Origin of the sequence: Ruegeria sp. AU67 (assembly GCF_900312795.1) — a bacterium.
Taxonomy (GTDB): domain Bacteria; phylum Pseudomonadota; class Alphaproteobacteria; order Rhodobacterales; family Rhodobacteraceae; genus Ruegeria; species Ruegeria atlantica.
The window spans coordinates 133852-153284 of record NZ_OMPH01000025.1 but is presented as its reverse complement, the minus strand read 5'-3'; the positions used below and the strand labels follow the sequence as shown (position 1 = coordinate 153284).

Below are 19433 nucleotides of genomic sequence, written 5' to 3'. Positions count from 1 at the left end.
AGGCTGAAGACGTGCCATCTGTTCGTCCGTCAGCCAGAATAGGTTGCTCATGATATACCCCTGAAACTCAGGCGCTTGAATCACGCAACCGAGAGGGCGACAACCAAATTAATGGGTCCAGAACCTAACAGGGGCAGATCAGAAAAACCGTATGAGAAAGATATGCTGCGATGTCGTCATAGAATAAGACAGCCCTATTACCGGGTGCACGTCAATACCTTTGATTTATTGATGCTGACAGAGAAAGCGTCCGATTAGAAAATCAGACGCTTTCCCACCACTATGAAAACAAGGGGATTTTGATACTTGGGCGACAAAGACCTTGTATTTGGGCGAAAAATGCGCCGATTTGGGTCTCAATTGCTTGGTGCATCACACACGACGCTGAATTTCACGACATCAGCCACATTTTGAATGACCGCAGCTGCGGCAGGTCATGCAGCCCTCGATCATCACCATGTCGTACTGGCCGCAGGATGGGCAGGCTTTGCCGCGTGGCGCGTCCATGTTGACGACCTGAGCCTGGGGGTCGGATTTGAGCGCCATGCCCTCGCCCTCAAGAAAGCCGATATTGATCATGTGCTGTTCGATCACGCCACCAATTGCGGCCAAGATCGACGGGATATACTTGCCCTGAACCCAAGCACCACCGCGCGGGTCGAATACCGCTTTTAGTTCTTCCACCACAAAAGACACATCCCCACCCCGGCGGAATACGGCCGAGATCATGCGGGTCAGCGCCAGCGTCCAGGCGTAATGCTCCATGTTCTTCGAGTTGATGAACACTTCGAACGGACGGCGACGGCCACCAATGACAATGTCATTGATCGTCAAGTAGATCGCATGTTCGCTGTCGGGCCACTTCAACTTATAGGTCGAGCCTTCCAGAGATTGTGGGCGATCCAGCGGCTCCGACATGTAGATCACGTCGCCACCGTCAATTTCATGCGGTGCGCTTGCACTTTCACCCGGCGCTTTGTCTTCGCTTTCCGACACGGTCAGGACGGATCCCGTCACATCGTTCGGACGATAGGTCGTGCACCCTTTGCACCCCTGATCCCAGGCCTGAATGTAGACATCTTTGAAAGCGTCAAAGCTGATGTCCTCGGGGCAGTTGATCGTCTTCGAGATCGAGCTGTCGATCCATTTCTGCGCCGCGGCCTGCATCTTGACGTGATCGGACGGGGACAGCGTCTGTGCGTTGACGAAATAGTCTGGCAGCTCTTTGTCGCCGAATTTGTCGCGCCACATCTGCACCGCGTAGTCCACGACCTCTTCTTCAGTGCGCGAGCCATCCTTTTGCAGGACCTTCCGCGTATAGGCATAGGCAAAGACCGGCTCGATCCCTGACGACACATTCCCTGCATAGAGAGAAATCGTACCGGTCGGAGCAATCGAAGTCAGCAAAGCGTTGCGAATACCGTGTTCGCGAATTGCATCGCGCACGTCATCATCCATCTGCTGCATCGTGCCGCTTTCCAAGTATTTCTCGGCGTCGAATAGGGGGAACGCCCCTTTTTCCTTCGCCAAGTCGACCGACGCCAGATACGCGGCGCGCGCAATCGCTTTCAACCAGAGCTCGGTCTGACGCGCGCCCTCGTCCGATCCATAGCGCAGACCCAGCATCAGCAGAGCATCCGCCAGTCCGGTCACGCCCAGCCCGATACGGCGCTTGGCCTGCGCCTCGGCGGCCTGTTCCGGCAGCGGGAACTTCGACGCGTCGACAACGTTGTCCATCATGCGGACGGCTGTCGCGACCAGCTCTTGCAGGGCAGCCTCATTCAGATGGGCCGCATCTTCGAACGGCTCTGCCACAAGACGGGCAAGGTTGATCGAACCCAGCAGGCACGCGCCATAAGGCGGCAAGGGCTGCTCGCCACACGGGTTTGTCGCCGCGATGGTTTCGGCATAGCTGAGGTTGTTGGCCTTGTTGATCCGGTCGATGAAAATCACACCCGGTTCGGCATAGTCATAGGTGGCCTGCATGATCTTGTTCCACAGATCACGCGCTTGAACTGTGTGATAGACCTTGTCGTCGAACACCAGCTCCCACGGGCCATCGGCTTTGACAGCTTCCATAAAGGGATCGGTTACCAGCACAGACATGTTGAACATGCGCAGGCGTGCAGGGTCGGACTTGGCCGTGATGAACTGTTCGATATCCGGGTGGTCACAGCGCATGGTCGCCATCATCGCACCCCGGCGCGAACCTGCGGACATGATGGTGCGGCACATCGCGTCCCATACATCCATAAAGCTCAGAGGCCCGGATGCATCCGCCGCGACCCCATGCACATCCGCTCCGCGCGGGCGAATGGTCGAGAAATCATAGCCGATCCCCCCACCCTGCTGCATGGTCAGCGCGGCCTCTTTCAGCATATCGAAGATACCGCCCATGCTGTCCGGCACCGTGCCCATGACAAAGCAGTTAAACAGCGTCACACGTCGCGCAGTGCCTGCGCCAGCGGTGATACGGCCAGCAGGCAGGTATTTGAAATCTTCCAGCGCTTCGAAGAACTTCTGCTCCCAATGCGCCGGGTCTTTTTCGACCTGCGCAAGATCGCGAGCGATACGCCGCCAGCTGTCCTCAACCGTTTGGTCAATGGGAGTGCCATCGGCCTGTTTGAAACGATATTTCATGTCCCAGATCTGCTCGGCGATGGGGGCGGCAAAGCGGCTCATTGGTGATTCCCTGTTCTGAAAGAGGTATCCAGATTATCCCAGATCACACCTTAACCACAACACCTTGATGACAGGCTTTCTTGAGCTACAATGTATAGACGGTCTTGGGACGACTCTGTGGGAAAGCTGTGGATAAATTCGTAAACCTCATAAAACTATCGGTCGGATCGGAAAGCGTCGACACGCTGATGGCATGGCAGGACAGCCGCAAGCCGCATTATGAAGACGGCCTGCCGCGCCACGTCACCCGGATGTGGCCCAAACGCGAGGCCGAGATTCTGAACGGCGGATCAATCTATTGGGTGATCAAAGGTGTCGTACAGTGCCGCCAGAAGATCCTGCGGCTGGACGAAGTGCGCGGCGAGGACGGTATACGCCGCTGCGCCATCGTGCTGGACCCTGAGGTGCACCGCACACAGAATGCCTTGAAACGCCCGTTCCAAGGGTGGCGATACCTCAAACCCGAAGATACGCCTGCCGATCTTCCCAAAGGACGGGCCGAGGATGATTCCCTGCCTGACGATCTGAATCGCGCGTTGGCGGACATCGGCGTGCTGTAATCAGCTCAGCCGGTCAAGCAATTCGGAAAGAACCTCTTTTTCACCCACACCATAGCTGGCAACCCGACTACGCCACAGCGTGGCCTGTGATTGCAGGATCAAGCCGTCCGACAGGATTTTTAGGTGGTTTGCGCGCAATGTCTCACCTGTCGAGGTGATATCGGCAATCGCCTCGGCGGTTTCGTTCATCACAGTGCCTTCGGTTGCGCCCTGGCTGTCGACCAGAGTGTAATCTGCAACCCCCGCGTCCGTCAGAAACTCGCGCACCAATCGGTGGTATTTGGTCGCAATCCGCAACCGGTGCCCGTGGGTTTTGCGAAACGCTGCCGCGGCAGCATCGAGATCGTCCAGGGTTTCGACATCGACCCAACAGGCAGGGGTCGCAATGATCAGATCCGCTTTGCCGAAGCCCAACTCGGAGACTTCTTCAATCTGCTGTTCCCACCGTGGCAATTTTTCGTGTACCAGATCTGTTCCGGTGACACCCATATGAATGCGGCCAGCTGCCAGTTCGCGGGGGATTTCCCCGGCAGACAGCAAGATCAGCGAGACTCCGTCGATCCCTTCAACCTTACCGGCATATTCGCGGTCTGATCCGCTGCGCGACAATGTGATGCCGCGCTTTTCGAACCACGAAAAGGTCTTATCCATCAATCGGCCCTTCGAGGGCACGCCCAGTTTCAAGCTCATTGCGCGGCCTCCTCGATTTCCAGCATCAGGTCGGGACGCAACACGCCGCCAACAGCTGGAATTTCTGCCCCGTTGCCCAGTTGTCGCGTCAGCGCATCATAACGCCCGCCGGTGGCAATCGGAGGCAAATCGGGGCGACCTTCGGCATAAAACCCAAAGACAAACCCGTCGTAATACTCCATCGACGTACGCCCATAGGCAGCCTCGAAATCCAACCGACTCACGTCAACACCACGCGCCTGCAGGGCGGCAATTCTTGCCTCAAGCCTGTCCAGCGCCGGGGTGATCTGAGGCAGGTCAACGGCCACATCCCGCAACTGCTCCAAAGCAAAGGGCATGGTTTCCCGAACGGTCAGCAGAGATTCCAGGCCTGCAAGCTCGTTGTCAGAAATCGGTGGCGTGTCGCGATCTTCGCGCAATGCGTCGATGCGCGCCTCGATCTCGGCAGCGCGGCGTTTGCCGATCATAGGAACGTCAAACCCCATCGGGTCTGCGGCCTCCAAAAGCATTGTGCGGTGTTCCGGCGCGGGCTTTCGCCCGGCGAACCGATCGAGCAGGACGCGGAACCGACGTGGACGCCACAGGTGGCGCATCAGCGCGGCCTTGCGCCGATCCGTGGTGCGCAGCCCCTGAACAGCCGCCGTCAGGATGCCGATGTCACCGGTTGCCGCGCGCAGGGGCAGCCCCCGCAATTGCAGGGCAAACAGGGAAAACACCTCGGCATCGGCCCCGGCGGGATCATTGCGGTCAAAAACTTCATAACCGACCTGAATATATTCGTTGGACCGATCCGGGTCATGCTCTTGCCGACGAAAAACTTCACCAGAATAGGTATAACGTGCGGGTTCAGCCCCTTCGGTCATGTGCATCTGCACGACCGGCAGGGTGAAATCCGGGCGCAGCATCTGCTCACCTCGCAACGCATCCGAAGTCACATAAGCACGCGCGCGGATGTCTTCGCCATAAAGGTCCAGCAACGTTTCAGCCGGTTGCAGCAAGGGCGTATCCACAACCTGCGCCCCGGCGGCTTCAAACCGGACACGCATCATCGCGGCGCGGGCCTGTATCTGGGAACGATTGGGCATCGGTCAGTCCTGACTGTCCAGAATTTCGCGCACTTTGGCGACCAGATCACCACGTGACACTTCGAACTGGCTGGGGCGTTCTTTCCATTCCTCGAGCGTAGCGCTTTCGGCAATCTTCGCGCCCAGGATCAGGTCCTTGATCTGCACGATCCCATTGGCCTTTTCGTCACCGCCCTCTATCACTGCAATCGGAGAGTTCCGTTTATCCGCATATTTCAGCTGATTACCGAAGTTCTTGGGATTACCCAGATAAACCTCTGCTCGGATACCTGCGTTGCGCAGTTCTGCCACCATAGCCTGATAATCGGCCATCCGGTCGCGATCCATAACGGTCACGACTACAGGCCCTGTGGCCTGTGCGGCGATCCTGCCTTTTTCGCGCAAGGCTGCCAGCAGACGGTCGACCCCGATGGAGACGCCGGTTGCCGGAACTTCCTGCCCGGTGAAGCGTTTGACCAGATCGTCATAGCGACCACCACCCGAAACCGATCCGAATTGCCGCTTGCGGCCTTTCTCATCGAAAATCTCAAAGGTCAGCTCGGCCTCATAAACCGGCCCGGTATAGTAACCCAGACCGCGCACGACCGAAGGGTCAATCTCGATCCGGTCCGCGCCGTATCCGCCCGCATCCAACAAGGTGCCGATCTGTTCCAACTCGGCGATCCCGTCCGCGCCGATCTTGCTGTCGCCTACGGCGGCGCGCAAGTTGGCCAATGTTCCGGCGGTTTCCGCGGCCTTGGAGGTCAGAAACGCGATCACCGGCTCAGCCTGATCCTCGCTAAGACCAACACCGTCGATAAACGCGCCAGAGGCGTCCAGACGGCCTTTGGTCAGCAGCTCTCGCACGCCCTGCTCGCCGACTTTGTCGAACTTGTCGATGGTGCGCAGAACGTTGTCGCGGGCAGCGACGTCTTCACCAAGCCCCATCGCCTCAAGCACGCCGTTCAGAACTTTGCGGTTGTTGACCCGCACAAGATAATCGCCGCGCGGAATGCCGACGGTCTCAAGCGTGTCCGACAGCATCGCGCAAATCTCGGCGTCAGCGGCCATCGAGGCCGTTCCCACCGTATCCGCATCGCATTGATAAAACTGGCGATAGCGCCCCGGCCCCGGCTTTTCATTCCGCCAGACTGGTCCCATCGCATAACGACGATAAGGCGTCGGCAAATCGTTGCGGTGCTGCGCGTAAACCCGGGCCAAAGGCGCGGTTAGGTCATAGCGCAGGGCCATCCAGTCGCCCTTGTCATTTTCGTCGACTTCCTGCCACGCGAACACACCCTCGTTCGGGCGATCTACATCCGGAAGGAATTTGCCCAGCGCCTCGACGGTTTCAACCGCGCTGCTTTCCAGGGCGTCAAACCCGTAACGATGATAGACATCCGCAATAGCCCGCAGCATCTCGGTGCGCTGCGTGACTTCCTGGCCGAAATAGTCGCGGAACCCTTTTGGCGTTACGGCCTTGGGGCGGGGCTGTTTCTTGGGCTTGGCCATGTGGGACGTCCTTGGGAGTTGCCTTGTTCCGCGCGCGGTCTATCCCATGGCCTGCATCGGGGCAAGGCGCGCTTTCGCTGGCCATGCGCTGTCCGGGTCGCTATGACCGGCCTAAGACACAGGAGTCCCCCATGCAGCATCTGGAAGAGCAGATCGCCCATCTTGCCCGTACGGTCGAAGACCTCAACTCGGTCGTCACCCGCCAACAGGACGAGATTGATCGTTTGACACGCCGTGTCGAAATGCTGATGCGCCGCGAAGGCGAACGGTCGCAGGAAGGCTCGGGCGGGATCGTTTTGGGCGACGAACGCCCGCCGCACTATTGAGGTTTGACTGATGGCGAAAGATGTGAACGGTGACCTCTGCGTCTGGATTTCCACAACAGTAAACAACATCAACGCAATTCAAGCGGTTCTCCGAAAGGAGTTTGGCGATACTTGGTTGAGGGGGCGATCTCCGGAAGAACAGGAATGGTCCAGCAGAATGATTGATGAATCTGGTGGCTGGAAGCGTGGGGAAATCCTGACCAAAGAACAGGTTGGCGATGTTTGGTATTTCAATGCACATCCCGAATATGTCCCGCCTCCGTTCATCAGTGGCGGTGGTTATCCACTAGTATCCGAGTCGGCAAAGGCTGTTCTTGAACAGTTCGATCTAGGAGAAACGGTCTTTCACCCGCTGACAGTGATGGATTCAGACGAGGCCCGGCTGTCAACACCAGAGCCGTATTGTTTGCTGAATGTGGGCAACAAACGAACCATGGGCAATTATGAAGCGCTTGGCCCGGAAGGCGATATTCAAGCGCCTCTAAACTGCCGAGGAGGCGGGATAGCGTATCTTCCGGTAAGCGGGAAAGAAGACCAGTTGGTCGTTACTCCTGAAGCGGTAAGTGGCCCAGACATATGGCTGGACCCCAAAGTCCCTTCACTACTGTTCCTGTCCGACCGCCTTGTCGCTGGCCTCAAGGCCGCCGGGATGGAAAAAGGTTGGGCTCTGGTTCGTTGTGCGGTGGGCACGCTCTAGCGCGCCCAAAATCACCGCAGGTCACAACCCCAGCGTCGATTTCACCGCGTTGTCGACCACTCCGCCCAAAAGCGCATCCTTATCTGTGGCGCATCCTTCTGACAGCGCGGCTATGAAGGCTTCACGCAACTGGGCCTTTTCCTCATCTGTGGCCGCATGATCTTCGATATTGATCTGGCGATTGTGGAGAGACAGGGCAGTCATCTTTGCGACAACAGTCACAACAAATTCTTCATCACCATCCGCTTCTTCTGCAATCGAGGCGCAAGTATAGTGCATGACGGGCAATGCATCCTGTACCATCTGCTCAGCCGCCTCATCGGCCGCAGCCACACACGGAGCCGCCAGGATTGCGGCGAAAGCGGACATTTTGAGTTTGAAAAAACGCATCACAATCACTTCCAGTTATGTCCAATAATAGCTCCGGCCACGCCACCAATCGCTGCGCCTTTTCCGTCACCGACAATCGCTCCAACACCTGCGCCGATCAGCGCGCCCTCAAGGGTCTTCTTTTTCTTCTTGTCGTCCGCCGACGCGACCGAGGCTGCAACCAAGGCCAGCGATGCCGCCGCCGCGAACAAAACTCTTCTGAAATTGAGACCTGCAATTGTCATATCAACACCCTCCTGCGGCATGACCCAAAGACATCTCTGTTGGGTCAGCCTAGCGGGGTGCTAACTGTCTGGCAACAAAGAGAGGTCAGATCTCTTCGACGGACAGAATACCTTCCAGCGATTTTATCGCGCCTTTGATCTGCGGGTTAATCGGAAACTCAACACCCAGGTCCATTTCGACATCACCTGGCAGGCTTGGGTCCAGTAACAACAATTGGATCGGTCCGCGCGCCGCGCCTTTGGCGGCAGTTGCGGCATCCTCAAGGACTTTTGCCACGGTTGGCACCGCTTGCGCTGCGTCAACAAAGATACGCAGCCCCGTTGCCCCGGCTTCTGCCACCACAGAATCCGCCGGGCCGACTGAGCGCCCCAACAGCTTGAGCTGGTCAGCTTCCATCGTCGCTTCGGCGGTCAGCACCACCTGCGCTCCGGTTTCCAGATACTCGCGTGACTTTTCGAGCGTTTCCGAAAACAGAGTGACCTCGTAAGCGCCCGTCGGATCCGACAATTGCGCAAAGGCGAACCGGTTTCCACGCGCGGATTTACGCTCTTGCCGTCCGGCAACAACACCAGCCATTTTGGCGATAAAGGGGCCAGAGCGTGCTTTTTCGGTCACCTCATCCAGCGTGAGAACCTGCTTTCGCTTCAGCGCGGGCATATAGTCGTCCAACGGATGGCCCGACAGGTAAAAACCGATGGCTTTGAATTCTTCGCTCAGACGTTCCGCCGGCAGCCAGTCTGGCGAAGGCGACAGGCGCGGTTCGGGCAGGTCATCGCCCGCCTCGCCAAAAAGCGACACCTGGTTCGAGTTCTTCTGGTCATGGATGGCGGCCGAATACTGCACCAGCGGATCGAGGCTTTCGAAAACGCGACGGCGGTTCTTGTCGAGCTGATCGAAGGCCCCTGCCCGCGCCATCATCTCAAGCGGGCGCTTGCCGACCCTCTTCAGATCAACCTTGCGGGCAAAGTCGAACAGGTTCACGAACGGCTTGCCTTCGCGACCAGCGACCACAAGGTTCATCGCTTCGACACCCACATTCTTTAGCGCGCCCAGCGCATAGACCAGATGCCCGTCCACCACGTCGAATGTCGACAGCGACCGGTTCACGCAAGGCGGTACATAAGGCAGTTCCAGCCCCTTACGGACCTCTTCGAAGTATACGGCCAGCTTGTCGGTCAGGTGGATATCGCAGTTCATGACACCCGCCATGAACTCGACCGGGTGGTTCGCCTTCAGCCAGCCTGTCTGATAGCTGACAACCGCATAGGCGGCCGCGTGGGATTTGTTGAACCCGTAGTTGGCGAATTTATCCAGCAGGTTCCAAACCTCGGTCGCCTTGGCCTCATCCACATCGTTCTCAGCAGCACCCTTGAGGAACTTGGGCCGCTCTGCGTCCATCGCCTCCTGGATTTTCTTACCCATCGCGCGGCGCAGCAAATCCGCACCGCCAAGGCTGTAGCCCGCCATTTCCTGGGCGATCTGCATCACCTGTTCCTGATAGACGATGATGCCTTGCGTCTCGTCCAGGATATGGTCGATGGACGGGTGCAGCGTGTCCCGTTCGCTCAGCTTATTCTTGACCTCACAGAACTTGGGGATGTTCTCCATGGGGCCAGGTCGGTAGAGCGCGACGAGGGCAATGATATCTTCGATACAGTCAGGCTTCATCCGCTTGAGCGCGTCCATCATGCCCGAGGATTCCACCTGGAACACCGCCACCGTTTTGGCCGCCGAATAAAGTTTGTACGTTGCCTCATCATCCAGCGGGATGGCGTTGATTTGATTCTCCGCCCCTTCAGCGGGTTCGTAAAGCTCCGTACCATCAGCAGCGACATGCAACGGGCGATCAGATTTGAAGATCAGATCCATCGCGTTCTGGATCACCGTCAGCGTCTTCAGACCAAGAAAGTCGAACTTAACCAGCCCGGCCTGTTCCACCCATTTCATGTTGAACTGAGTGGCCGGCATGTCGGATCGCGGGTCCTGATACAGCGGCACCAGCGCATCCAGCGGACGGTCTCCGATAACCACTCCCGCCGCGTGGGTCGACGCGTTTCGCAGCAACCCCTCTACCTGCTGCCCGTAAGTCAGCAGGCGGTCCACAACCTCTTCGTTGCGCGCCTCTTCGCGCAGACGAGGTTCGTCTTTCAGCGCCTTCTCGATGGAGACAGGTTTGACGCCTTCCACCGGGATCATTTTGGACAGGCGGTCGACCTGCCCGTATGGCATCTGCAGAACGCGCCCAATGTCGCGCACGGCAGCTTTCGACAGCAACGCACCAAAGGTGATGATCTGCCCCACCTTGTCTCGGCCGTATTTCTGCTGCACGTAGCGGATCACCTCTTCTCGGCGATCCATGCAGAAGTCGATATCGAAATCGGGCATCGAAACCCGTTCCGGGTTCAGGAACCGTTCGAAAAGCAGCGAATAGCGCAGCGGATCAAGGTCAGTAATCGTTAGCGCATAGGCCACCAAAGATCCCGCGCCCGAGCCCCGACCCGGCCCGACCGGGATATCGTGATCCTTGGACCACTGAATAAAATCGGCAACAATCAGGAAGTAGCCGGGGAACCCCATGCCTTCGATGATGTCGAGCTCGAAATCCAAACGCTCTTGATATTCTTCGGGCGTCACTGCGTGCGGGATAACAGCCAGACGTTTCTGCAAACCATCATTTGCAATACGGCGCAGTTCGGCAACCTCGTCATCAGCGAATTTCGGCAGGATAGGATCGCGGCGATAGGCCATGAACGCGCAGCGCTTGGCAATCTCAACGGTGTTCTCAATTGCCTCAGGCAAGTCGGCGAACAACGTCGCCATCTCCTGCTGCGACTTGAAATAGTGCTGCGCGGTCAGACGGCGGCGGCCTTCCTGCTGATCGACATAGGCCCCCTCCGAGATACAAATCAGCGCATCGTGCGCTTCGTACATATCTGTGGTCGGGAAATAGACGTCATTGGTGGCGACCAGAGGAAGGTTTTTGGCATAGGCCATTTCCACATGGCCACGCTCGGTCAGACGTTCGGCCTCGGGTTGACCACCCTCACCCGGATGGCGTTGGAGTTCGATATAGAGGCGATCGGGGAACATCACTGACAACCGGTCTACCAAGGTCTCAGCTGCGGGGCGTTGACCCTGCTGCAACAACATCCCAACCGGTCCATCCGGTCCACCGGACAAGCAGACCAACCCGTCAGATCGGTCCGCAAGCTCTTCCAAAGTCACCTGCGGCAACTGCCCGCCCTTGTCCACATAAAGGCACGAGCTGAGCTTCATGAGGTTCTCATACCCGACCTCGGACTGGGCAAGCAAAACCACCGGTGCGGGTGTTTTGGGCTTTTCGCCCGGTTGCGCCTGCATATAGGTCAGGTCAACCTGACAACCCATGATCGGCTGCACTCCGGCCCCGCTGGCGGTGACCGAAAACTCCAAAGCCGAGAACATGCTGTTAGTATCCGTCACAGCGACGGCGGGCATATCCATCTTGCCACACAGACCGGGCAGCTTTTTCAGCCGCACGGCGCCTTCCAGCAGGGAATATTCGGTGTGAACACGGAGGTGAATGAATCGAGGAGTACTGCTCATGACTGCCACGCTATCCCAGCCGCGCGCCCGGCAAAAGCAGGAACCTTGGCTTTGGATTGCCAAAAAGATGGGCTTTGATTATTCGGCTTTTCCAGAAGGTGCTTCGGAGCCCGACAGCAGCTAAAGACAAAAAACGCTTTAGTTTCAATCAGGTGATCTTTAAACGAAGATAACAATCACGCAGAGTCAGTGCTCAATGGTGTATCACATAGGTAGTTTTTCTTGCCAGACAACCTGCGCTGTTTCTAACATCAGATGGCAAGCTATCCGCCCGCTACTCTTTCTACGTCGCATCGAAGGGGGGCACGCAAGGGCGCAACCGGGTAAGGCGACGGGTTTCTCGAATGAACATCACGTTTCTTCTGAACGGAGAGACAGTGGAACTGGCGGATGTCAATCCGACAGCGACCCTGCTGGATTGGCTGCGTGAGGATCGCGGCCTGACCGGCACCAAAGAAGGCTGCAACGAAGGCGATTGCGGGGCATGCACTGTCATGGTGACGGATGAAGGTGGCCACAAGGCGCTGAATTCCTGCATCCTGTTTCTGCCTCAACTGCATGGTAAGGCGGTTCGCACGGTCGAAGGCGCCAGTGGCCCCAACGGCGAGGCGCACCCAGCCCAGCAGGCGATGGTGGATCTGCACGGCTCGCAATGTGGCTTCTGCACCCCCGGTTTCGTTATGTCGATGGTGGCAAGTCATGCAAATGGCGCGACGGATCACGACACCCAGCTTGCTGGCAACCTGTGCCGCTGCACCGGCTACGCGCCGATCATTCGCGCCGCCAAGGCTGCCGAAGAAGTTCCCGTGCCAGTTTGGGTGAAAGACAAGCCAGTCGCCACGCGGGTCACATCGCAGATGTTGCCGGAGTCATCGGATGAATTGGCCAAAATCTATGCGGAACATCCGGACGCCACTCTGGTCGCCGGCGCGACGGACGTTGGGCTTTGGGTGACCAAGCAACTGCGTGATCTCGACCCAGTGATTTTTCTGAACCGCTGCGATGATCTGAAAGAGATCACGATCACAGATGACGAGGTTCGGTTCAGCGCGATGGTCGATATGAACCGGATGGGCGAAGCACTGGCGGACCTGCACCCGTCTTACGCCGAAATGATCCGACGCTACGCTAGCGTTCAGGTGCGGCACGCGGCCACCGTGGGCGGCAATATCGCAAACGGCTCGCCCATCGGAGACAACCCGCCTGCACTGATCGCCCTGGGCGCAACGCTACATCTGCGCAAGGGCGACGAACGTCGCTCGGTCGCATTGGAGGACTTCTTTATCGACTACGGCAAACAAGACCGGACACCTGCCGAGTTTGTCGAATCCGTAAGTTTTCCGCGTCAGGCGGATCGTTTGAAGGCCTACAAACTCAGCAAACGGTTCGATCAGGATATCTCGGCAGTGTGTGGGTGCTTTAACATCACTGTTTCGGACGGAATAGTTGCTGATGCGCGTATTGCCTTTGGTGGTATGGCCGGCACTCCAAAACGGGCTTCAAATGTCGAAGCCGCACTGGTTGGCAAGCCATGGACGCATGAGACTGTTCGGTCCGCTTTTTCGGCCTTCGATAGTGATTTCACCCCGATGACGGACATGCGCGCATCGGCCAGCTATCGGCTGCAGACCGCCAAAGCGCTGCTAGAACGATATTTCCTTGAGGATCAGGGCGAAGTGACAAATGTATTGGAGGTGTCCGCATGAGCGTTACCAAACCCCTCCCCCATGACGCGGCGCCACTGCATGTCGCGGGAACCGCACGCTATGTGGATGACATTCCGACGCCTAAAGGGTCGTTGCATCTGGCCTTTGGAATTAGCCCGATAGCCAAGGGTAAGATCACCACGATGGACCTGTCGGCGGTGAAAGCAGCCGAAGGTGTCGTCATGGTTATGACAGCCGACGATCTGCCGTTTGCCAATGACGTCTCACCGTCGATCCATGATGAACCTCTGCTGTCTGATGGTACGGTTCACTATATCGGGCAGCCCGTTTTCCTCGTTATCGCGACCAGCCACCTTGCCGCGCGGAAAGCGGCGCGTTTGGGCCAGATCGATTATGCCGAAGAAACCCCGATCCTGACGGTTGAAGAGGCGCTTGCCGCGGACAGCCGGTTCGAGGACGGCCCGCGCATCTACGCCAAGGGCGATGCGGATGCTGCCATTGCGGGTTCGGCGCATGTGATCGAAGGTGGATTTGAACTTGGCGGTCAAGAGCATTTCTATCTGGAAGGTCAAGCCGCACTGGCCGTGCCCAATGAGGGCGCGGATATGTTGGTGCATAGCTCGACCCAGCACCCGACCGAGATTCAGCACAAAGTAGCGGACGCTCTGGGTGTTCCGATGCACGCGGTTCGCGTTGAAACGCGCCGTATGGGCGGCGGTTTTGGCGGCAAGGAAAGTCAGGGCAACGCGCTGGCCGTTTCCTGCGCTGTGGCTGCGCGTGCAACCGGCAAGGCCTGCAAGATGCGCTATGATCGCGATGATGACATGATCATCACCGGCAAGCGCCACGCGTTCCGGATTGCATACAAGGCCGGGTTTGATGAGAACGGTCACATCCAAGGCATTTGCTTCCTGCATCATGCGATCTGTGGTTGGGCACAGGACCTGTCCCTGCCCGTCGCGGACCGCGCGATGCTGCATTCGGACAATGCCTATCTGTTGCCGAATGCCCGGATCGAAAGCCACCGGCTGAAGACCAACACTCAATCCGCCACTGCCTATCGCGGGTTCGGCGGACCTCAGGGTATGGTCGGGATCGAACGCGTGATGGATCACGCCGCGTATGAACTGGGCATGGACCCGGTCGAGTTGCGTCGCCGGAACTATTATGAGGCGGCGCATGTTGTTGCGGATCCCGTGGTCGCTGAAAAGCCGCTGGGCCATCCTGACCCGCACGAAGACCTGACCAGCCGAGGTGCAGTGGAAATGGGCGACGCGCCATTGCGTCCGTTGCCCGCAGGCGGCAATACCACGCCGTACGGGATGGAGGTCAGCGATTTCGAATTGCACGGCATGACCGCCAAGTTGCTGCAATCCAGCGACTACACCACACGCAGGGCTGCCATTGAGAAGTGGAATGCCGAGAACAGCGTGATCAAGAAAGGCATCGGCTTTTCTCCGGTTAAGTTCGGCATTTCGTTTACGTTGACCCACCTGAATCAGGCGGGCGCGTTGGTGCATGTGTATCAGGACGGCTCGGTCCACCTGAACCACGGCGGCACCGAGATGGGGCAAGGTCTTTTCCAAAAGGTCGCGCAAGTGGCCGCGTCCCGCTTTGGTATTCCGTTGGAGATGGTGAAAATCACCGCGACCGACACCGCCAAGGTGCCGAATACCTCGGCTACGGCCGCCTCTTCGGGCAGTGATCTGAACGGCATGGCGGTCAAAGCGGCCTGCGACACGATCCGCGACCGGATGGCCGACTATCTGGCGCATCGACATCAGGCCGATCCCTCGACAGTGACGTTTTCGGATGGCTACGTCTCAGTTGGCGAAGAGCGCTATACATTCTCAGAAGCAGCTGCGCTGGTTTATCAGGGCCGGGTCAGCCTGTCTGCGACCGGGTTCTATAAGACACCCAAGATCGAGTGGGACCGGATCAAAGGCCGGGGGCGTCCGTTCTTTTATTTCGCCTACGGCGCATCGATCACCGAAGTCGCGATCGATACACTGACTGGCGAGAACCGCATTTTGCGGACGGATATCCTGCATGATGCAGGCGCGTCGCTGAACCCGGCGCTGGATATTGGGCAGGTCGAAGGCGCATACGTACAGGGTGCCGGTTGGCTGACAACCGAAGAGCTGGTTTGGGATGGCAAAGGGAGCCTGCGCACGCATGCGCCGTCGACCTACAAGATCCCCGCCTGCTCGGACCGACCCGACATTTTCAACGTCGCGCTCTGGAGCGGTGAAAACCGCGAGAACACGATCTATCGCTCCAAAGCGGTCGGAGAGCCGCCGTTCATGCTGGGTATTTCCGCGTGGCTTGCCCTATCGAATGCGGTGGCGGCCTGCGGGGACAGCTATCCGGCGCTGGATGCACCAGCCACGGCGGAAGAAGTCTGGAAGGGTGTCCAGCGGGTAAAGGGAGAGACCTGATGGGATTTGATCGAGAGGCTTTGAGGGAGGCGGTCAAAACCCACGGCAAGGTGACCCGGGTGGTTATCGCCGGGATCAAGGGGTCATCCCCCCGTGAAGTTGGCGCTGCAATGCTTGCTTGGGAGGACGGGCAGTCGGGCACCATCGGCGGTGGCACGTTGGAGTATCAGGCGGCTGAAGCAGCCCGATCCCAAGTAGCGCCCATGCGCCAAACACACCACGCGCTTGGCCCGGATATGGGCCAGTGTTGTGGCGGTGCAGTAACTCTGCTGAGTGAAATCTATGACCTTGCGGCCGTCGACCGGCTGGATGATGCAGTCATTGCGCGCTCGGCTTCAGGTGGTGAGATGCCGCTTTCGGTCAAGCGACTGATGTCGCAGGCCCGCGGTCAGGGTGTTGCGCCCGAACCGCAGTTGATTGACGGCTGGATGGTCGAACCCGTTCACGAACCCGCGCGCAATCTGTGGATATGGGGTGCCGGTCACGTTGGCCGGGCTCTGGTTGACGTTCTATCCCCATTGCCTGATCTGTCGATCACCTGGGTCGATACCGGGCCTGAGCGTTTTCCCGAAGCGGTGCCCGCAGGCGTAACCGTCGTTCCGGCAGCGAAACCGGCTGAACTGGTACGTCATGCGCCGCGCGATGCTGAGCATCTTGTGCTGACTTATTCACACAATCTGGACCTGGAGCTATGCAACAGGTTGCTTTTGCATGATTTCCGCTTTGCGGGCTTGATTGGCTCGGCTACGAAATGGGCGCGATTCCGGTCCCGGCTGGCCGTTTTGGGACATGCGCCCGAGCGGATTGGCCGGATCACCTGCCCAATCGGAGATCCAGCCCTGGGCAAACACCCGCAGATGATCGCAGTTGGTGTCGCGGCGCAGATCCTGCGCCCTGCCCGGCAAAACGAAATAAAGAAGGACCTGAGCGCGTGACCACTCCACTTCTAAGCTTACAAGGGCTAACCAAAGCCTATCCCGGCGTCGTGGCCAATGATCAGGTGTCCTTTGACATCGGTGAGGGCGAAGTTCACGCTCTGCTTGGCGAAAACGGCGCCGGCAAATCCACGTTGGTCAAAATGATCTACGGTCTGGTGAAGCCCGACAGCGGCACCATGCTGCTGCGCAGACAAGCCTTCGCGCCACCCGAACCCCGCGCCGCACGGGCGGACGGGATCGCGATGGTGTTCCAGCACTTCTCGTTGTTCGACGCATTGAACGTGGCTGAAAACATCGCCTTGGGGATGGAAAACCCGCCAGCCATGGGCGATCTAGCGGCGCGTATTCGCGAAGTATCGGAAACCTATGGTCTGCCGCTGGATCCCTATCGCACCGTCGGTGATCTCTCTGCGGGTGAGCGTCAGCGGGTCGAAATCATCCGCTGCCTGTTACAGGATCCGAAGCTGCTGATCATGGATGAACCGACATCGGTTCTGACCCCTCAGGAAGTCGACATTCTGTTTGAGACGCTGAACAAATTGCGGTCCGAGGGTACCTCGATCCTATATATCTCGCACAAGCTGGAAGAAATCCGCACACTGTGCGACCACGCCACAATCCTGCGTTTGGGTAAGAATGTCGGCGAATGCGTTCCCGCTGAGACCTCAGCGCGCGACATGGCCGAGATGATGGTGGGTTCGACCCTGCAAACACCCGAGCGTTCGGGGCGTGAGTTCGGTGAGGTCGCCCTGGATGTCAGCGGTTTGTCAGTTCCATCACCATCCGAGTTCGGTACCGCATTGAAGAATGTCCACATGACCGTCCGTAAGGGCGAAGTTCTGGGCGTCGGCGGTGTCGCGGGCAACGGCCAGGACGAATTGTTGGGCGTTCTGTCGGGCGAGATCACCACAGCACCCGACGCGATTAAGTTCAACGGCCAGCCGATCGGAAAACTGGGGCCGACCGCGCGCCGCAAGCTGGGCGTTCTGACCGCTCCGGAAGAGCGGTTGGGACATGCGGCCGCCCCTGACATGAGCCTGACCGAAAACGCTTTGCTGACTGGATCGGTCCGGGAAGGACTTGAGAATAACGGGTTCCTCAAATGGGCAGAAACCAAGAGCTTTGCCGAAAAGATCATTAGTGCCTTTGACGTCCGCACACCAGGGCCTGAAAACGCCGCTCGATCTCTGTCAGGGGGCAACCTGCAGAAATTCGTCATCGGGCGCGAAGTCCTGCAAAACCCGGACGTGCTGGTTGTAAACCAACCGACATGGGGCGTGGATGCGGCCGCCGCGGCCTCGATCCGTCAGGCCATTTTGGATTTGGCCGCCAAAGGCACCGCAGTCATCTGCATATCGCAAGATCTGGATGAGCTGATGGAGATATCGGACAGCTTTGCAGCGCTCAATGAAGGGCGGCTCAGCGCTCCGCGTACGACCACGGGTCTGACGGTCGACGAAATCGGCCTGATGATGGGCGGCGCGCATGGCATGGAGGTGGCCCATGTTTAATCCGTCGGACCGCCTCCGGCGGGAAAATTTACAAAAAGATGAAGAAACTGGGGGAATGAGCAGATGATTGTGTTGGAGAAACGGCCGCAGCCGTCCAAAGCGTGGTCTTACGCGACCCCTTTGGTGGCCGTGCTGGCAACCATGGTTTTCGGCGGCATCCTGTTCGCCATTCTGGGCAAGAACCCGATCCAAGCCATTGGCACCATTTTCTGGGAGCCGCTGTTTGGCGAGTTCGCTTTCTACTACCGTCCACAATTGCTGGTCAAAGGCGCGCCGCTGGTTCTGATCGCCATTGGCCTGTCCTTAGGTTTCCGTGCAGGTATCTGGAATATCGGCGCCGAAGGGCAATACATCATGGGCGCTATCTTTGGTGCCGGAGCAGGTCTGGCCTTTTACCCGCTGGATGCGTTCTACGTTTTCCCCATCATGGTGATCGCCGGCGCATTTGGCGGTTGGCTTTGGGCGGCGATACCGGCCTTCCTGAAGGTGCGTTTTGGCACCAACGAAATTCTCGTATCACTGATGCTGGTCTACGTGGCCGAGCAGATGCTGGCTTCGGTTTCGCTTGGCCTGCTTAAAAACCCCGAAGGGTTCGGCTTTCCGGGATCGCGCAACCTGCAATCCTATGAAAGCGCGCATAACGCTGAGTTGATCGCCGGATCGGGTATGCACTGGGGTGTGGTGACCGCGCTGATCGCTGTGATCTTTGCCTATGTCCTGCTGAACCGTCACATGCTGGGCTTCCACATTCGCCTGACGGGTGAAGCGCCTCGGGCGGCGAAGTTCGCGGGTGTAAACCCGGCACGTCTGATCCTGTTCTGTCTGGGCATGTCCGGTGCCCTGGCCGGGTTGGCGGGGATGTTCGAGGTCGCAGGCCCATCAGGTCAGGTCAGCATCGACTTTAACGTGGGCTACGGCTTTACCGCGATCATCGTGGCCTTTCTGGGCCGTCTGCATCCGGTGGGTATCCTGCTGGCAGGTGGCTTGATGGCGTTGACCTATATTGGCGGCGAAATCGCGCAATCCCAGTTGGGCCTGCCTGCTGCTGCCATTCAGGTCTTTCAGGGCATGCTCCTGTTCTTCCTGCTGGCTTTCGATCTTTTGACCAACTACCGCATCCGTGCGGCCCGTAATGAGGTGGCGTGACC

General features: G+C 58.3%; 16 protein-coding genes. 9 read left to right on the top strand and 7 right to left on the bottom strand.

The window, feature by feature from the left end:
• Window positions 1-399 precede the first annotated feature (399 nt).
• Window positions 400-2682: an adenosylcobalamin-dependent ribonucleoside-diphosphate reductase gene (locus DK510_RS12975; protein ID WP_109312447.1), complete on the bottom strand. Its 2283-nt coding sequence runs from the start codon at window positions 2680-2682 to the stop codon at window positions 400-402.
• Window positions 2683-2810: 128 nt separating this feature from the next.
• Here DK510_RS12975 and DK510_RS12970 point away from each other — a divergent pair, with 128 nt between their 5' ends.
• The gene (locus DK510_RS12970; protein ID WP_109312446.1) at window positions 2811-3242 is read left to right on the top strand and encodes a DUF1489 family protein; all 432 of its coding nucleotides are present in this window, start codon (window positions 2811-2813) and stop codon (window positions 3240-3242) included.
• On the opposite strand, the gene hisG is transcribed toward DK510_RS12970, so the two are convergent.
• From hisG to hisS, 3 genes are read right to left on the bottom strand one after another with little or no spacing between them, the layout of a single operon-like run.
• The gene (hisG, locus tag DK510_RS12965; protein ID WP_058275488.1) at window positions 3243-3932 is read right to left on the bottom strand and encodes an ATP phosphoribosyltransferase; all 690 of its coding nucleotides are present in this window, start codon (window positions 3930-3932) and stop codon (window positions 3243-3245) included. It abuts the gene before it with no gap.
• The gene (locus DK510_RS12960; RefSeq protein WP_109312445.1) at window positions 3929-5017 is read right to left on the bottom strand and encodes an ATP phosphoribosyltransferase regulatory subunit; all 1089 of its coding nucleotides are present in this window, start codon (window positions 5015-5017) and stop codon (window positions 3929-3931) included. Before DK510_RS12960 ends, hisG begins: the two co-directional genes overlap by 4 nt.
• Before the next feature lie 3 nt (window positions 5018-5020).
• Entirely contained in the window at window positions 5021-6508 is a 1488-nt protein-coding gene (gene hisS, locus DK510_RS12955; protein WP_109312444.1) for a histidine--tRNA ligase, read from the bottom strand.
• Between the two features lie 131 nt (window positions 6509-6639).
• Here hisS and DK510_RS12950 point away from each other — a divergent pair, with 131 nt between their 5' ends.
• Both DK510_RS12950 and DK510_RS12945 read left to right on the top strand, forming a co-directional pair.
• Window positions 6640-6834, top strand: coding sequence for a SlyX family protein (locus DK510_RS12950; protein ID WP_108859244.1), 195 nt, complete (start codon window positions 6640-6642; stop codon window positions 6832-6834).
• A 157-nt stretch (window positions 6835-6991) separates the two neighbouring features.
• Window positions 6992-7531 carry a hypothetical protein gene (locus tag DK510_RS12945; protein WP_160116519.1) on the top strand — a complete coding sequence of 180 codons (540 nt, stop codon included), beginning with the start codon at window positions 6992-6994 and terminating at the stop codon, window positions 7529-7531.
• A 21-nt stretch (window positions 7532-7552) separates the two neighbouring features.
• Here DK510_RS12945 and DK510_RS12940 read toward each other — a convergent pair whose 3' ends face one another.
• The 3 genes from DK510_RS12940 to dnaE all read right to left on the bottom strand — a co-directional run bounded on the left by DK510_RS12940 (window position 7553) and on the right by dnaE (window position 11731).
• Window positions 7553-7921 (bottom strand): hypothetical protein, encoded by a 369-nt coding sequence (locus tag DK510_RS12940; protein WP_234999071.1) that lies wholly within the window; start codon window positions 7919-7921, stop codon window positions 7553-7555.
• Window positions 7922-7926: 5 nt separating this feature from the next.
• A complete protein-coding gene (locus tag DK510_RS12935) occupies window positions 7927-8145 on the bottom strand; it encodes a YMGG-like glycine zipper-containing protein (protein ID WP_109312442.1) in 219 nt (72 codons plus the stop codon).
• Window positions 8146-8230: 85 nt separating this feature from the next.
• Window positions 8231-11731, bottom strand: coding sequence for a DNA polymerase III subunit alpha (gene dnaE, locus DK510_RS12930; protein WP_109312441.1), 3501 nt, complete (start codon window positions 11729-11731; stop codon window positions 8231-8233).
• Here dnaE and DK510_RS23515 point away from each other — a divergent pair.
• The 6 genes from DK510_RS23515 (at window position 11730) to DK510_RS12905 (ending at window position 19431) form a co-directional block, all read left to right on the top strand.
• On the top strand, window positions 11730-11855 hold the full coding sequence (locus DK510_RS23515) for a hypothetical protein (RefSeq protein WP_255414875.1): 126 nt from the start codon (window positions 11730-11732) through the stop codon (window positions 11853-11855). The genes dnaE and DK510_RS23515 overlap by 2 nt on opposite strands.
• 220 nt (window positions 11856-12075) lie before the next feature.
• Window positions 12076-13437 (top strand): xanthine dehydrogenase small subunit, encoded by a 1362-nt coding sequence (gene xdhA / locus DK510_RS12925; RefSeq protein ID WP_109312440.1) that lies wholly within the window; start codon window positions 12076-12078, stop codon window positions 13435-13437.
• On the top strand, window positions 13434-15836 hold the full coding sequence (xdhB, locus tag DK510_RS12920) for a xanthine dehydrogenase molybdopterin binding subunit (RefSeq protein ID WP_109312439.1): 2403 nt from the start codon (window positions 13434-13436) through the stop codon (window positions 15834-15836). Before xdhA ends, xdhB begins: the two co-directional genes overlap by 4 nt.
• Window positions 15836-16771 (top strand): xanthine dehydrogenase accessory protein XdhC, encoded by a 936-nt coding sequence (gene xdhC / locus DK510_RS12915; protein ID WP_109312438.1) that lies wholly within the window; start codon window positions 15836-15838, stop codon window positions 16769-16771. The genes xdhB and xdhC overlap by 1 nt, the downstream gene beginning before the upstream one ends.
• Complete coding sequence (locus DK510_RS12910) at window positions 16768-18285, top strand: ABC transporter ATP-binding protein (protein WP_109312437.1); 1518 nt, start codon at window positions 16768-16770, stop codon at window positions 18283-18285. Before xdhC ends, DK510_RS12910 begins: the two co-directional genes overlap by 4 nt.
• A 63-nt stretch (window positions 18286-18348) precedes the next feature.
• Window positions 18349-19431: an ABC transporter permease gene (locus tag DK510_RS12905; protein WP_058276029.1), complete on the top strand. Its 1083-nt coding sequence runs from the start codon at window positions 18349-18351 to the stop codon at window positions 19429-19431.
• The last annotated feature ends 2 nt before the right edge of the window (window positions 19432-19433 follow it).

Excerpts from the sequence above, each read along its gene's own strand:
- DK510_RS12935 (WP_109312442.1), bottom strand. The coding sequence starts at position 8,145 with ATGACAATTGCAGGTCTCAATTTCAGAAGAGTTTTGTTCGCGGCGGCG.
- xdhB (WP_109312439.1), top strand. The coding sequence starts at position 13,434 with ATGAGCGTTACCAAACCCCTCCCCCATGACGCGGCGCCACTGCATGTC.
- hisS (WP_109312444.1), bottom strand. The coding sequence starts at position 6,508 with ATGGCCAAGCCCAAGAAACAGCCCCGCCCCAAGGCCGTAACGCCAAAA.
- DK510_RS12975 (WP_109312447.1), bottom strand. The coding sequence starts at position 2,682 with ATGAGCCGCTTTGCCGCCCCCATCGCCGAGCAGATCTGGGACATGAAA.
- DK510_RS12945 (WP_160116519.1), top strand. The coding sequence starts at position 6,992 with ATGATTGATGAATCTGGTGGCTGGAAGCGTGGGGAAATCCTGACCAAA.
- DK510_RS12950 (WP_108859244.1), top strand. The coding sequence starts at position 6,640 with ATGCAGCATCTGGAAGAGCAGATCGCCCATCTTGCCCGTACGGTCGAA.
- DK510_RS12940 (WP_234999071.1), bottom strand. The coding sequence starts at position 7,921 with ATGCGTTTTTTCAAACTCAAAATGTCCGCTTTCGCCGCAATCCTGGCG.
- dnaE (WP_109312441.1), bottom strand. The coding sequence starts at position 11,731 with ATGAGCAGTACTCCTCGATTCATTCACCTCCGTGTTCACACCGAATAT.
- xdhC (WP_109312438.1), top strand. The coding sequence starts at position 15,836 with ATGGGATTTGATCGAGAGGCTTTGAGGGAGGCGGTCAAAACCCACGGC.
- DK510_RS12960 (WP_109312445.1), bottom strand. The coding sequence starts at position 5,017 with ATGCCCAATCGTTCCCAGATACAGGCCCGCGCCGCGATGATGCGTGTC.
- DK510_RS23515 (WP_255414875.1), top strand. The coding sequence starts at position 11,730 with ATGACTGCCACGCTATCCCAGCCGCGCGCCCGGCAAAAGCAGGAACCT.
- xdhA (WP_109312440.1), top strand. The coding sequence starts at position 12,076 with ATGAACATCACGTTTCTTCTGAACGGAGAGACAGTGGAACTGGCGGAT.
- hisG (WP_058275488.1), bottom strand. The coding sequence starts at position 3,932 with ATGAGCTTGAAACTGGGCGTGCCCTCGAAGGGCCGATTGATGGATAAG.
- DK510_RS12905 (WP_058276029.1), top strand. The coding sequence starts at position 18,349 with ATGATTGTGTTGGAGAAACGGCCGCAGCCGTCCAAAGCGTGGTCTTAC.